This window comes from Anaeromassilibacillus sp. SJQ-5 (genome assembly GCF_054108045.1).
Genome location: NZ_JBPJWQ010000001.1, coordinates 1,361,716 through 1,374,685, shown reverse-complemented (window position 1 = coordinate 1,374,685; position 12,970 = coordinate 1,361,716). Strand labels below are relative to the sequence as shown.

Below are 12,970 nucleotides of genomic sequence, written 5' to 3'. Positions count from 1 at the left end.
ACGAAACGCGGCCGGCCCCTATGCCGGGCCTACCTCGATGGAATAGCCGGCGAACCGCTGAAGCGTTCGGTCGTCGATTTCGCTGTCAGTGACCAGGGTCAGGGAAGCGTCCAGACGGCAGAGAAGCAAGGGCGCGTTTACAAGGAACTTATCCTTTGTTACCATGATATAGGCGGCGTCTGCCTGCTTCAGGTATGCGCGCATCAGCGAAAGATAAGCGCTGTGAATAATAAACAGCCCCTTTTCGTTAATAGCGGAGGGCGTCACAAACGCCTTGGTGATATGCAGGTTTTCCAGGGCACTGACAGCGGGTTCGCCGTAGCAGGCCATTTCTTCCTTGTCGTAGTACCCGCCGGTGAAAATAACCTGGATATCCGGAACATCCTCAAAGCTTCGCATCACGTCTACTGCATTGGTGACCACCGTCAGCCGGCACGGCTGCTTCCTCAGGCATTGGGCCAGCAGCAGGGCCGTACTTCCAGAGTCGATCGCCACCACATCGCCATCACAGACAAGACGGGCGGCGGCTGCTGCCACCGAGGACTTTGCCTTATGGTTCTGCTTTATCCGGCAGGAAAGCGGTTGCAGGTGCTGCCTTTCCGCCCGCAGGGCGCCGCCGTGGGTACGTTCTATCAGGCCCTCCTGCTCAAGTGCTATCAAGTCTTTGCGCACCGTTTCGTTTGTCACTCCAAAGCGCGTTGTCAATTCTTTGACGTCAACTGCGCCTCGCTCGCCGACCAGGACAGCGATTGCGCTTCGTCTTTCTTTCGTAAGCAAATCCAATCAAATCCAATCATTCGCAATTTAATCCAATGTCGTTTTAGCGCTTAGCTAATTCATTGTCAATATGCTTTCTTCGAAATCAATAGGAAAGGAGAAAACTCATGGCCAACCTGATTATCGGCAACGGCGAGGATCTCCGCGCCCTGGTGGATAGCCTGTTCACCCTGCGGGACCCGGAGAAGGAGGCGGCCCTGTCCGAGGAGGAGCGGGAGGCCCTTCGCCGGAAACGGGAAGAGGAGATCCGGCTTCTTTGAAGTTGCCCCCGGTATGGGCGGCGGCCCTTGACAGACACACAAGATATGGGGTAAAATAGGATGTTGACGTTTCCCGGTCGTCGTGCCGGGAACACTTTTTTACGGGACGCTGCGAATTCACTAGAAGGAATGAGGAAACCCATGGCAACGAAAAAGCCCGCCTACGGCAACGACAGCATCACCTCCCTGAAAGGGGCCGACCGTGTGCGCAAGCGCCCGGGTGTTATCTTCGGATCTGACGGTCTGGAGGGCTGCGAGCACGCTGTGTTCGAGATTCTGTCCAACTCCATCGATGAGGCCCGGGAGGGCTACGGCAGCCGCATCGTGACCACCCGGTACGAGGACGGCTCCATCGAGGTGCAGGACTTCGGCCGCGGGATGCCGGTGGACTACAACCAGAAGGAGCAGCGGTTCAACTGGGAGCTGATTTTCTGCGAGCTGTACGCTGGCGGCAAATACAACACCAACGAGGCGGAAAGCTATGAGTTTTCCCTGGGCCTCAACGGTCTGGGCGCCTGCGCCACTCAGTATTCCTCCGAATACATGGACGTGGAGGTGCGCCGGGACGGGTATAAATACACCCTGCATTTCGAGCGGGGCGAGAACGTGGGCGGTCTGCAAAAGGAGCCGTACGCTAAGCGGGACACCGGCACCGTCATCCGTTGGAAGCCAGATTTGCAGGTGTTCACCGATATCGCGGTGCCGGTTGAGTATTTCCGGGATATTCTGCGCCGGCAGGCTATCGTCAACCAGGGCCTGGTGTTCGTTCTCCGGTCGCAGAACGGCCGCGGCTTCGACACCGAGGAGTTCGTCTATGAAAACGGCATCGCCGACTATGTGCGGGAACTGACGGGCGAGGAGGCCCTCACCGACGTGCAGGTCTGGTCGGCGGAGCGCCGTGGCCGCGACCGGGCGGACAAGCCGGAGTACAAGGTTAAGCTGAACGTGGCCCTCTGCTTCTCCAACAAGCACAACCTACTGGAATACTACCACAATTCCAGCTGGCTCGAGCATGGGGGCGCGCCTGAAAAGGCAGTGCGTTCCGCCTTCGTTTCCCAGGTGGACGCCTATCTCAAGCAGAATGGCCGGTACCTGAAGAACGAGAGCAAAATCAGCTTTCAGGACATCCAGGACTGCCTGGTGCTGGTTTCCTCCTCCTTCTCGACCCAGACCTCCTATGAGAACCAGACCAAGAAGGCCATCACCAACAAGTTCATCCAGGAGGCCATGGCCGATTTCCTGCGGCACAACCTGGAGGTGTATTTCCTGGAAAATAAGGCCGAGGCGGACAAGCTGGCCGAGCAGGTGCTCATCAACAAGCGCAGCCGGGAGAAGGCGGAAACCACCCGCCTGAACCTGAAGAAAACCCTGCAGAGCGGTAACGACCTGACCTCCCGGGTGCAGAGCTTCGTGGACTGCCGCAGCCGGAACGTGGAGGAGCGGGAGCTGTTCATCGTGGAGGGTAAGTCCGCCATGGGCTCCTGCGTCCAGGCCCGTAACCCTGATTTCCAGGCCATCATCCCCGTGAGGGGCAAAACGCTCAACTGCCTGAAAGCGGAGTACGATAAGATTTTCAAGAACGAGATCATCACCGACCTGCTCAAGGTCATGGGCTGCGGCGTGGAGGTCAAGAGCAAGGCCAACAAGGATCTGGCCACCTTCGATTTGAGCCTTCTGCGGTTCAACAAGGTCATCATCTGCACCGATGCCGACGTGGACGGCTTCCAGATCCGCACCCTTATCCTCACCATGCTCTACCGCCTGACCCCCACCCTCATTGAGAAGGGCCGGGTCTTCATCGCCGAAACCCCCTTGTATGAAATCACCTGCAAGGACGATACCTACTTCGCTTACGACGACCGGGAGAAGACGGAGGTCCTCGCCGGACTGGAAGGGAAGAAGTACACCATCCAGCGCTCCAAGGGCCTGGGCGAGAACGATCCCGATATGATGTCCCTGACCACCATGAATCCCGCCACCCGCCGCCTGGTGCAGGTCACTCCCGCCGACGCGGAGGATACGGCGCGCATGTTCGACATTCTGCTGGGGGACAACCTCAGCGGCCGGAAGGACTTCATCGCCGAGCGTGGCAGCCTCTACCTCGAGATGGTGGATGTCAGCTGACAACTGAAACGCATAGCGTTTCAGTTGTCTTGGAAAAAGCCCTTGCGGGCCAAAGCGGAGCGAATGTTAGCTGCATAGAAGAAGGAAGGATCACATGGCGAAAAAAATCCGAAAAACGCCGGTCATCGACAAGCTGCCGGATAACGCCCATATCGTAGGAGCGGGTCTGGTGGAGAACCAGAAGATCACCGATACGCTGGAGACCAACTACATGCCCTACGCCATGAGCGTGATCATGTCCCGCGCCATCCCGGAAATCGACGGGTTTAAGCCCTCCCATCGCAAGCTGCTGTACACCATGTATAAGATGGGGCTGCTGGGCTCCGGCCGCACCAAGTCGGCCAATATCGTCGGCTCCACCATGAAGCTCAATCCCCACGGCGACGCCGCTATTTACGAGACCATGGTGCGCCTGTCCGCCGGATATCAGGCCCTGCTGCATCCCTTTGTGGATTCCAAGGGCAACTTCGGCCGGTTCTATTCCTCCGACATGGAATACGCCGCCTCCCGGTACACCGAGGCCAAGCTAGCCCCCATCGCGGCCGAGCTGTTCCGCGACATCGACAAGGACACCGTGGACTTCGTGGACAACTACGACGCCACCATGAAGGAGCCCACCCTTCTGCCCGTCGGCTTTCCCACCGTGCTGGTCAACAACAACATGGGCATCGCCGTGGGCATGGCCAGCAACATCTGCTCCTTCAACTTAAGCGAGGTGTGCGAGACCACCATCGCCCTGATGAAGGATCCGCAGCACGACCTCACCGCCACCCTGAAAGCCCCGGATTTCCCCGGCGGCGGCCTGGTGGTCTACCGGCGGGAGGAACTGGAGAAAATCTACGAAACCGGTCGGGGCAGCGTGAAAATCCGCAGCGTCTATACCTACGACAAGGCCGCCAACTGCATTGACGTCACCGAAATTCCCTTTACCACCACCGTGGAGGCCATCATCGCCAAGCTGGCGGATCTGGTCAAAAGCGGCCGGGTGCGGGAAATCGCTGACGTGCGCAACGAAATCGGCCTGGACGGCCTGAAAATCACCATTGACCTCAAGCGGGGCGTCGACCCGGACAAGCTGATGAACCGGCTGTTCGCCATGTCCCCGCTGGAGGATTCCTTCTCCTGCAATTTCAACCTGCTCATCGCCGGCGTGCCCCAGGTGCTGGGCGTGCGCCGGATCCTGGAGGAGTGGATCGCCTTCCGCACCGAATGCGTGCGCCGGCGGGTGTATTTCGACCTGCAAAAAGCCAAGGACAAGCTCCACCTGCTCCGGGGGCTGGAGAAAATCCTGCTGGACATCGACAAGGCCATCCGCATCGTCCGGGAAACCGACGAGGAGGCCGAGGTGGTGCCCAACCTGATGATCGGCTTCGGCATCGATGAAATTCAGGCCGAATACGTGGCCGAAATCAAGCTGCGTCACCTTAACCGGGAATATATTCTCAAGCGCACCGAAGAGATTGACAAGCTGCGCCAGGCCATCGAGGAGATGGAGGCCGTCCTCGGCAGCGCCGCCAAGGTGCGGGCCATCATCGTCAGTGAGCTGCGGGAGATCAGCAAAAAGTACGGCCAGCCCCGCAAGACCCGCCTGCTCTACGCCGCAGATATCGAGGAGGCCGCCGCCGACGTGGAGGAGGAGATCCCCGATTATCCCTGCACCCTCTTCTTCACCGCCGAGGGCTACTTCAAGAAAATCACCCCCGCCTCCCTGCGTATGAGCGGGGAGCATAAGCTCAAGGAGGGGGACGTCATCACCCAGACGGTGGAGACCACCAACAACCGGGATCTGCTCTTTTTCACCGACAAGGGCACGGTCTACAAGGCCAAGGCCGCCGACTTCTCCGACACCAAGGCCAGTGTTCTGGGCGATTACGTCGCCGCTAAGCTGGGCTTCGACGAGGGGGAGAGCGCCCGCTACATGGCCGTCACCGGGGACTATAGCGGCTATATGCTCTTCTTCTTCGAAAACGGCAAGGTCGCCAAGGTAGAGCTGTCCTCCTACGCCACCAAGACCAACCGCCGCAAGCTGGTGGGTGCCTATTCCGACAAGTCGCCCGTCGTGGCCATCGTCCAGGCGCCGGAGGATGGGGAGTTCATGCTCACCGCCACCTCCGGGCGGATGCTGCTGGTGCATACCGGCGCCATCGCGGCCAAGGCCACCCGTAACACCATCGGCGTGCAGGTCATGACCCTCAAGGGCCGTCACCTGCTGCAAAAGGTAGAGCCCTTTACAGAGGGGATGGTCACCAAATCCAACCGCTACCGCACCAAAACCATCCCCGCCGCCGGCGCCCTGCCTTTGGCCGAGGATATCGGAGAGCAGCTGACGCTCGATTAAAGGCCGATGGCTTTATATGTGCGAAAGAAAACTTTTTCATATTTCGCACGGAAAAATGCATAGGATTCCGTTTTGCTGGGCATTCTACTGGTGGCGACGGATACAACCATTTTGCGTTTGCAGTAACCGCTGCCGGGAAAGTCCGCTATCGTTCGGTTCACTCCGTCCGGCAGCGGTCTTTTTCTTTACATATTACATAGCGGGGCAAAACCGGGACGGCGCTAATTTCCGTTTGCCGCTTGATTTTTGCCGGGATGTGTGCTAGTATACTAAGGACTGGAATTGATATACTATTTGGAGGGACAAGTAACATGAGCGTTTGGGAGATCATCATCGGCAGTGTGCTGATTGTGTTTTCGCTGCTGATTATTGCGGTGGTGCTGCTGCAGGAGGGCCGTCAGGCGAACCTGGGAGCCATTGCCGGCGCTGCCGACTCCTTTATGGAAAAAGGGAAGGCCCGCACCATGGACGCGCTGCTGGCCAAGTGGACGAAGGTCATCGCCATTACGTTTTTCGTTCTGGTGTTCGCCGGTATGCTGGTGACCAAGTTCTTATCCTAGGTAAGCGATTACGCCCTGCCCGGTTACGGTGCAGGGCGCTTTTTTTCACGCATGCCGCCCAGGCGGCTGAAAGGGTTGGTAGAACTATGACGGCAAAGGATATGAGAGACAGGGTGATCCGCCATTTCCGGCGGGCGAAAAAGCCCCTGAGCGCGGAGATGCTCGCTTCCCTGATGCGGCTGAAAAAATCGGAGCGTCCCCGCCTGCTGCTGACCTTGCAGCAGATGGAACGAGACGGGGAGCTGACCCAGAGCAAAAAGGGCCGGTACACCCTGGCCGACACGGCGGGCAGCGTACGGGGCCGGATACTGTCCCTCAACAAAAGCTTCGGCTTCGCCCGCCTGGAGGAAACGGGGGAGGACTGCTTCATCGCCGGACGCTACCTGGGTGACGCCCTGCCCGGCGACACGGTGGCCATCCGGATCGGTGCGCCCGATTCCCGCGGTACCCAGGGCGCGGTCGTCAAGGTGCTGGAGCCCGGCCCTCGCCTGTTCGCCGGCCGCCTGACGAGCGAGCGCGCGGATCGCTTCGCCGTAGAGCCGGACGGCGGCTTCCGCTACCCGCTGCCGGTGCGCCGATCCACCGTCGGCGGCGCCGTGCCGGGGGATAAGGTGCGCTTTGCCGTCAAGCGGAACAAGCAGGGGGACTGGACCGCCGGCATCCTGACCGTCTACGGTGCGGCGGACAGCGCCAAAAGCAGCGCCGACGCCATCATCGACAGCCGGGGCATCCCCTATGTCTTCCCGGAGGAGGTCTTCGCCCAGGCGGAGGCCCTCCGAAAAGCCGGCCTCTCCGCCAAAGAGCTGGAGGGGCGGGAGGATCTGCGGGCCCTGCCGCTGTTCACCATCGACGGCCGGGACGCCAAGGATCTGGACGACGCCGTCTCTCTGGAGCGGACGGCGGACGGCTGGGTGCTGGGGGTACACATCGCGGACGTGTCCCACTACGTGCAGGCGGACACCCCCTTGGACGTGGAGGCGCGCCAGCGCGGCACGTCGGTCTATTTTGCCGATCGGGTCATCCCCATGCTGCCCGAGGCGCTGAGCAACGGCGCCTGCTCCCTGAACGCCGGGGAGGACAAGCTTGCCCTCTCCGCCCTCATGACCCTGGACGCCGCCGGCAGCTGCCAAAGCCTCCGCCTGGTCAAATCGGTCATCGTCTCCAAGGTGCGGGGCGTGTACGACGAGGTGAACGCCCTGTTCGCCGGCACAGCGGACGAGGCGGTGCGGGCCAAATACGCGCTCGTCTGGCCCCAGCTCCAGGAGATGCGCCATCTGGCCGCCCTGCTGAAAAGGGCTGCCGAAAAGCGGGGCACCATGGATCTCATCAGTGTGGAAACCCGGTTCATCCTGGACGAGGAAGGCAAGCCCGCCGCCCTGCTGCCCCGCCAAAGCGGGGAGGCCGAGGGGATGATCGAGCAGTTTATGATCGCCGCCAACGTGGCCGTGGCCGCCCTGGCCCGCCGCAAAAAGCTGCCCTTCATCTACCGGGTACATGAGCGGCCCAATCCCGAAAAGCTGGCCCTGCTTATGGAAACCACTCGGGCCCTGGGGCTGAAAACCCCGCTGCAAAGCGACGATTTACCCCAGATGGCCCTGAGGGAGCTGATGGAGGAGGCCCGGGATACCCCTTACGCCCGGCTGGTCAGCGAGCAGCTGCTGCGCTCCATGGCCAAGGCGCAGTACAGCGACAACCCGCTGGGTCACTACGGCCTGGCCCTCCAGGATTACTGCCATTTCACCTCGCCCATCCGGCGGTATCCGGATCTGGCCATCCACCGGATTCTGAGCGATCATCTGGCCCATACCCCTAAGGCGGCCCTGTACGACCGGTACGGCGCTTTTGTTCGGGCCGCGGCTGCGTCCTCCTCCGAGTGCGAGGTGCGGGCCATGACCGCCGAGCGGGACTGTGAGGCCTGCTACAAGGCGGAATATATGCTGGGCTTCCTCGGGCAGACCTTCCCCGGCGTCATCGTCTCCGCCTCTGACTTCGGCCTGTATGTGGAGCTGGAGAACACCGTCACCGGCCTGCTGCGCCTGGAGCACCTGCCGGAGGAGGAGCTGCGCTTCAATGGCGTGGCCTCCTTGACCGATCCCCTGGGCCGTCCCCGCTACACCGTGGGGCAGTCCATCGATATCCAGGTGGCGGCCTGCGATGTGTCCATGGGCCGGGTTAGCTTCACTCTCCCGCCGTCCGCCGATTAATTTATCGCCGCGCGCTCGCCGATGATTAACGCGTCATATCCTGCCAATACTCTGCATAAGAATAGAGACGAAGGGCAGGATATTGGCGATGGAGAGTGTTCTGAAGCGGGCGATTTTGCGCGGCGAACAACAGCAGGAGTGCGATGTGCTGCAGGCCATCCGCGAGGTGTGCCGCCAGCTGGACAGCGTACAGGCGCGTTTTGAGATGGAGAGCGACAGCGATTTGATCGACGCCTGCATCTACGAGATGGAAGCCCTGCGCGCCCGGTACCGGTTTTTGCTTCGGCAGGCCAAGCAGGAGGGGCTCACCGCCTGCGCCAACACACCGCTGTGGGATAACAAAGCCTAAGCGGCCTCGCGTCCCCTGGCCTTCTGATTTTATGGGCCCGAAACGGACAGGTTTCCGCCGGGCGGGAAAGGCTGAGAAGGTCATGAGTCTGGGCATGTGGATCGCTGTGGGGATTGTGGGGAGCGCCGTCGCGCTGGCGGTAATCATCGCGCTGTTCCGGTCGGGGAAGCCGATACGGGGCCTGGTGGGCACGGGCGCCCAGGGGATATGCGCCTTGGCGGCCGTCAACGTGGCGGGCGCGTTCACCGGCGTGTCCCTGGGGCTGAATCTCCTGTCGGGGCTGAGCTGCGTGGTGCTGGGCATCCCCGGCGTGGTGACGCTGCTGTTTTTAAAGCTGATATTCAACGGATAACCAAAAAGCGGAGGAGCCGATTCGGCTCCTCCGCTTTTTTTCTTATGCCCGGGCCGTTCCGGCCTATTTCAGCCGGATGGCGATTTCCGTGTCCGCCCGCCGCATCCCCGCGTCCCCAGTCAGAATGGCCAGCAGACTGCGGTAAAGCAGGGTAGGATCGTTCAGAAAATTTTCCCGGATAAGCCCCGCCTGCATGTCGTCCGCCACCCGCAGGGAAACGGACATGAGGGGAGAGGCGCTGTCCTGGATGGTGCAGGTCACCCGGTAGCCGTGATCCAGCTTTTCCAGCTCCACGGTGTTCTCCTGCTCCCGCCGGATGCGGGTCAGCAGCTGCAGCGCCGCCTTGACCGACCGTTCCCGCAGAGTGTAGGGGATCATCCCCGCCAGGGTGTCGCCCACCTGCCGCCCCGTTTCGGTCAGGGAGATGCGGCCTTCCTCCTCGGTCAGGTGCCCCTGTCGGGCCAGCTCGTCCACGGCGGCGGCGGTCTCGAAGAAATTGGCCATGCCATTGCCCGCGATCAGCTCGGTCACCATCTGGCGCTCCATGGGCTCGCCCACCCCGAGCAGCATATAGCAGATCAGTATTTTGATTTCCTGCGACGTATATAAGCCGCCGGGCTCCACCCCGGCGGAAAAGGCATCCTGAATCGGCATCGTTGATGACTCCTATTATATAAAAACTCAGTATTACTGTATCACAATCCCGACCGAAAGGGAAGTGGGATTTTACACAAGAAACAGCCGGCGGCTTCTCCGGATCTTTTTCTCGGGAAAAATGGCGGTTTTTCTTGACAATCCGGCGGAAAACGAGTAAATTTTTAATGATATGCGCGGAATTTTGCCACCCACATTCTCGCGGCAGAGAACGGCGGGAGGGGCTTTCGCGCGCAATGAAGGAGGGAACCCAACCATGAACGTTTTTTCCAGGGTGAATCAGGCGCTGTTTCCCGGTGCCAAGGAGTACCCCAAGGTCGGCGCGGGCAAAATGGCGCTGCTCGGCCTGCAGCATGCTTTCGCCATGTCCTGTGCCACCATCCTGGTGCCGCTGCTGACCGGGCTGGACGTGGGCGTGGCCCTGTTCGCCGCCGGTATCGGCACCTTGATTTTCCACCTGTGTACCCGCGGCAAGATGCCCACCTTCCTGGGCAGCTCCTTCGCCTTCATCGCCGCCCTGCAGGCGGTCATCGGCGGCGACGAGGCCAATATTCCCAAGGCCATGGGCGGCATCATCGTGGCCGGCCTGTTCTATGTGGTGCTGGCCCTGCTCATTCGGCTCTTCGGCAGCAAATTTATGGACAAGCTCTTTCCCCCGGTGGTGCGGGGCGTGGGCATCGCCATCATCGGCCTGAACCTCGCGAGCGCCGCCATCAATAACATCCAGGGCAATGGCATTACGCTGTTCACCCCTGCGTATTATTGGAGCTGGGGCATCGCCATCGCGGTCTGCCTGACCGCCGTCATCCTGTCCAGCTACGGCAAGGGCATGGTCAAGATGTCCTCCATCGTCATCGCCCTGGCCGCCGGTTATGTCCTGACCCTGATTCTGACCAAGACCGGCCTGGCCCCGGCCGCGCTGATGGATATGGGGAAAATCGCCAATCACGGCTGGGTCGAAATCCCCAACTTCGTTCTGCCCCAGTTTGACCTGAAGGCCATCGGCATGATCGCCCCCATCGCCATCGTCACCTGCGTGGAGCACGTGGGCGACGTGTACGCCAACGGCTCGGTAGTTGGCAAGGACTTTACCAAGGATCCCGGCCTGCACCGCACCATGCTGGGCGACGGCCTGGCCACCATGGCCGCCGGCCTGTTCGGCGGTCCGGCCAACACCACCTATTCGGAGAACACCGCCGTCCTCGCCGCCACCGGCAACTACAATCCTGCCTCCCTGCGGCTGGCGGCCCTCATCGCCATCGCGATCAGCTTCTTCGGCAAGGCCATCGGCGTGGTGGAAACCGTGCCGAATTGCGTGCTCGGCGGCGCCTGCATCGTGCTGTATGGCATGATCTCCTCCGTGGGCCTGCGCACCCTGGTGGAGAATCACGTGGACTTCACCAAAAACCGCAATCTCTGCATCGCGGCGGTGATGCTGGTGCTGGCCATCGGCGGCGCCGTCATCGGCGGCCCGGCCTTTAGCGTCTCGGGCATCGGCCTGGGCATTCTGGCGGGCATCCTGCTCAACCTGGTGCTGCCCGAAGCCAAGAAGGAGGACGCCGGCCTGGTGCCCCACTATCTCAAGGAAGACGAAATCGACGAGGAGCGCGACTAAACCCCGGACGCTTCCGCCATACCGCCCGGTGCCGCCTTCGCGCGGCGCCGGGCCGCTTTATACACACGTGAAAGGAAGTGGCTTCTCATGGCCATCGAAAAAGTCAAGGAATACCTCAAGACCTTCGGTCGGGACGGGGACGTGCAGGAGTTTGACGTGTCCAGCGCCACCGTGGAACTGGCCGCCGCGGCTCTGCGCACCGACTCGGCCCGCATCGCCAAAACCATCTCCCTGTATGGCGACGACGGCTGCCTGCTGATCCTCGCTGCCGGGGACGTGAAAATCGACAATGCCAAATTCAAGGCCCAGTTCGGCAGGAAGGCCAAAATGCTGGCCCCGAGGATGTGGAGCCCCTGACCGGCCATGCCCCCGGCGGGGTCTGTCCCTTTGCCAATCCTGCGGGCGCTCGGGTGTACCTGGATGTCTCCCTGCGGCGTTTCGACGCGGTCTATCCGGCCTGCGGCAGCGCCAACTCTGCCATCCGCCTGACCTGCGAGGAGCTGGAGAAGCTGTCGAATTCCCAGGGCTGGATCGACGTCTGCAAGCCGAAAGAGCCGGTGAACGCCGGTTGAAACAGCGGCTGCTTGGTTTTGTGAAACGGGAGCCGGTGCTCCTGGTCTCGGCGCTCCTCGCGCTGGTTTCCGCGTGCTTTGCGCCCCCTTCGGCGGCGTATCTTCAGTATATCGATTTTCGCACCCTTGGCATCCTGTTCTGCCTGATGGCGGCGGTGGCCGGCCTGTCGGGGGCGGGGGTGTTTGTGGTGGCCGCCCGCCGGCTTTCCGCCCGGGCCCGCCACGTCAAGTCCCTGTCTCTGTTCCTGACCCTGCTCTGCTTTTTGTCCGCCATGCTGATCACCAACGACGTGGCCCTCATCACCTTCGTGCCCCTGACCCTGCTGCTGTTGGAGGGGCTGGAGCAGCGGCACCGGATCTTCGTGGTGGTTATGGAGACGGTGGCCGCCAATCTCGGCAGCATGCTCACCCCGGTGGGCAACCCGCAGAACCTGTATCTCTACGCCCGCTATGGGATCGGTGCCGGCGAGTTTTTCGCCGTGACCGCCCCGGTGTGGGCCGCGGGCCTTCTGCTGACGGTGCTGGCCGTGGGCCTGTCCCGCCTGCCGCGCACCCCGGTGCCTTATCTGCCTGCGTCCGGCCCTATCTCCCGGCGCACCGCCCTGTTTTACGGCGTGGTGTTTCTGCTCAGCCTCTTGGCTGTGTTCCGCCTGCTTCCCTGGTGGCTGGTGCTGGGGGCGACCGTCGCCGCCGTGGCCGTCGCGGATCGCCGCCTGTTCCGCTCGATCGATTACAGCCTGTTCGCCACCTTCGTTTTCTTTTTCATCCTGGTGGGCAACCTTGGCTCCCTGCCCGTCGTCCGGGACATCCTGTCCCGCCTGCTGGTGGGCCGGGAACTGCCGGTTTCCATCCTGGCCAGCCAGGCAGTCAGCAACGTCCCCGCCGCTCTGCTGCTCTCCGGCTTCACCGAGAATTGGAAGCCCCTGCTCGTCGGGGTCAATATCGGCGGCCTGGGCACCCTGGTGGCCTCCATGGCCAGCCTCATTTCCCTGCGCCTGTACGCCCGCACTCCGGGCGCGCGCGGCGGACGCTATTTTCTGGTGTTCACCGCCGTTAACGCGGTCTTTCTCCTGGTGCTGGGCGGCGGGGCTCTTCTGCTGCTGTAGCGTTTCCAGCAAGGCGGGCTTGTCCTGCCCGCGGCCGTATGGTACAATAGAAGCAAGCT

The 12,970-nt window shown here is 61.5% G+C and carries 11 protein-coding genes and 1 pseudogene; 10 read left to right on the top strand and 2 right to left on the bottom strand.

The window, feature by feature from the left end; genetic code table 11:
- Positions 1 to 18: 18 nt before the first annotated feature.
- Positions 19 to 777 (bottom strand): DeoR/GlpR family DNA-binding transcription regulator, encoded by a 759-nt coding sequence (locus tag ACSAMM_RS05945; protein WP_457790434.1) that lies wholly within the window; start codon positions 775 to 777, stop codon positions 19 to 21.
- Positions 778 to 884: 107 nt separating this feature from the next.
- On the opposite strand from ACSAMM_RS05945, the gene ACSAMM_RS05940 reads away from it, so the two are divergent.
- From ACSAMM_RS05940 to ACSAMM_RS05910, 7 genes are all read left to right on the top strand, one after another.
- A complete protein-coding gene (locus ACSAMM_RS05940; protein WP_457790432.1) occupies positions 885 to 1,037 on the top strand; it encodes a hypothetical protein in 153 nt (50 codons plus the stop codon).
- Between the two features lie 141 nt (positions 1,038 to 1,178).
- Positions 1,179 to 3,161 (top strand): DNA gyrase/topoisomerase IV subunit B, encoded by a 1,983-nt coding sequence (locus tag ACSAMM_RS05935; RefSeq protein ID WP_457790430.1) that lies wholly within the window; start codon positions 1,179 to 1,181, stop codon positions 3,159 to 3,161.
- A gap of 94 nt (positions 3,162 to 3,255) precedes the next feature.
- Positions 3,256 to 5,499 (top strand): DNA gyrase subunit A, encoded by a 2,244-nt coding sequence (locus ACSAMM_RS05930; protein ID WP_178723797.1) that lies wholly within the window; start codon positions 3,256 to 3,258, stop codon positions 5,497 to 5,499.
- Between the two features lie 311 nt (positions 5,500 to 5,810).
- Complete coding sequence (gene secG, locus ACSAMM_RS05925) at positions 5,811 to 6,059, top strand: preprotein translocase subunit SecG (RefSeq protein WP_178723795.1); 249 nt, start codon at positions 5,811 to 5,813, stop codon at positions 6,057 to 6,059.
- Between the two features lie 86 nt (positions 6,060 to 6,145).
- Positions 6,146 to 8,263 carry a ribonuclease R gene (gene rnr, locus ACSAMM_RS05920; protein WP_457790428.1) on the top strand — a complete coding sequence of 706 codons (2,118 nt, stop codon included), beginning with the start codon at positions 6,146 to 6,148 and terminating at the stop codon, positions 8,261 to 8,263.
- Positions 8,264 to 8,351: 88 nt separating this feature from the next.
- Positions 8,352 to 8,612, top strand: a complete 261-nt coding sequence (locus ACSAMM_RS05915; RefSeq protein ID WP_178723791.1) for a DUF2508 family protein — start codon at positions 8,352 to 8,354, stop codon at positions 8,610 to 8,612.
- An 82-nt stretch (positions 8,613 to 8,694) separates the two neighbouring features.
- Positions 8,695 to 8,964 (top strand): pro-sigmaK processing inhibitor BofA family protein, encoded by a 270-nt coding sequence (locus ACSAMM_RS05910; protein ID WP_457790426.1) that lies wholly within the window; start codon positions 8,695 to 8,697, stop codon positions 8,962 to 8,964.
- A 63-nt stretch (positions 8,965 to 9,027) separates the two neighbouring features.
- Here ACSAMM_RS05910 and ACSAMM_RS05905 read toward each other — a convergent pair whose 3' ends face one another.
- Complete coding sequence (locus tag ACSAMM_RS05905) at positions 9,028 to 9,618, bottom strand: DUF4364 family protein (protein WP_457790424.1); 591 nt, start codon at positions 9,616 to 9,618, stop codon at positions 9,028 to 9,030.
- Between the two features lie 256 nt (positions 9,619 to 9,874).
- Here ACSAMM_RS05905 and ACSAMM_RS05900 point away from each other — a divergent pair, with 256 nt between their 5' ends.
- The 3 genes and pseudogenes from ACSAMM_RS05900 (at position 9,875) to ACSAMM_RS05890 (ending at position 12,911) form a co-directional block, all read left to right on the top strand.
- Positions 9,875 to 11,233 (top strand): uracil-xanthine permease family protein, encoded by a 1,359-nt coding sequence (locus ACSAMM_RS05900; RefSeq protein WP_457790422.1) that lies wholly within the window; start codon positions 9,875 to 9,877, stop codon positions 11,231 to 11,233.
- Positions 11,234 to 11,320: 87 nt separating this feature from the next.
- Positions 11,321 to 11,805 (top strand): annotated as a pseudogene (locus ACSAMM_RS05895) (YbaK/EbsC family protein).
- Positions 11,802 to 12,911, top strand: a complete 1,110-nt coding sequence (locus ACSAMM_RS05890) for an SLC13 family permease (RefSeq protein WP_457790420.1) — start codon at positions 11,802 to 11,804, stop codon at positions 12,909 to 12,911. The pseudogene ACSAMM_RS05895 and the gene ACSAMM_RS05890 overlap by 4 nt, the downstream one beginning before the upstream one ends.
- Positions 12,912 to 12,970 lie beyond the last annotated feature (59 nt).

Coding starts and splice junctions, on each gene's coding strand:
- ACSAMM_RS05940 (WP_457790432.1), top strand. CDS start 885: ATGGCCAACCTGATTATCGGCAACGGCGAGGATCTCCGCGCCCTGGTG.
- ACSAMM_RS05935 (WP_457790430.1), top strand. CDS start 1,179: ATGGCAACGAAAAAGCCCGCCTACGGCAACGACAGCATCACCTCCCTG.
- ACSAMM_RS05930 (WP_178723797.1), top strand. CDS start 3,256: ATGGCGAAAAAAATCCGAAAAACGCCGGTCATCGACAAGCTGCCGGAT.
- secG (WP_178723795.1), top strand. CDS start 5,811: ATGAGCGTTTGGGAGATCATCATCGGCAGTGTGCTGATTGTGTTTTCG.
- rnr (WP_457790428.1), top strand. CDS start 6,146: ATGACGGCAAAGGATATGAGAGACAGGGTGATCCGCCATTTCCGGCGG.
- ACSAMM_RS05915 (WP_178723791.1), top strand. CDS start 8,352: ATGGAGAGTGTTCTGAAGCGGGCGATTTTGCGCGGCGAACAACAGCAG.
- ACSAMM_RS05910 (WP_457790426.1), top strand. CDS start 8,695: ATGAGTCTGGGCATGTGGATCGCTGTGGGGATTGTGGGGAGCGCCGTC.
- ACSAMM_RS05905 (WP_457790424.1), bottom strand. CDS start 9,618: ATGCCGATTCAGGATGCCTTTTCCGCCGGGGTGGAGCCCGGCGGCTTA.
- ACSAMM_RS05900 (WP_457790422.1), top strand. CDS start 9,875: ATGAACGTTTTTTCCAGGGTGAATCAGGCGCTGTTTCCCGGTGCCAAG.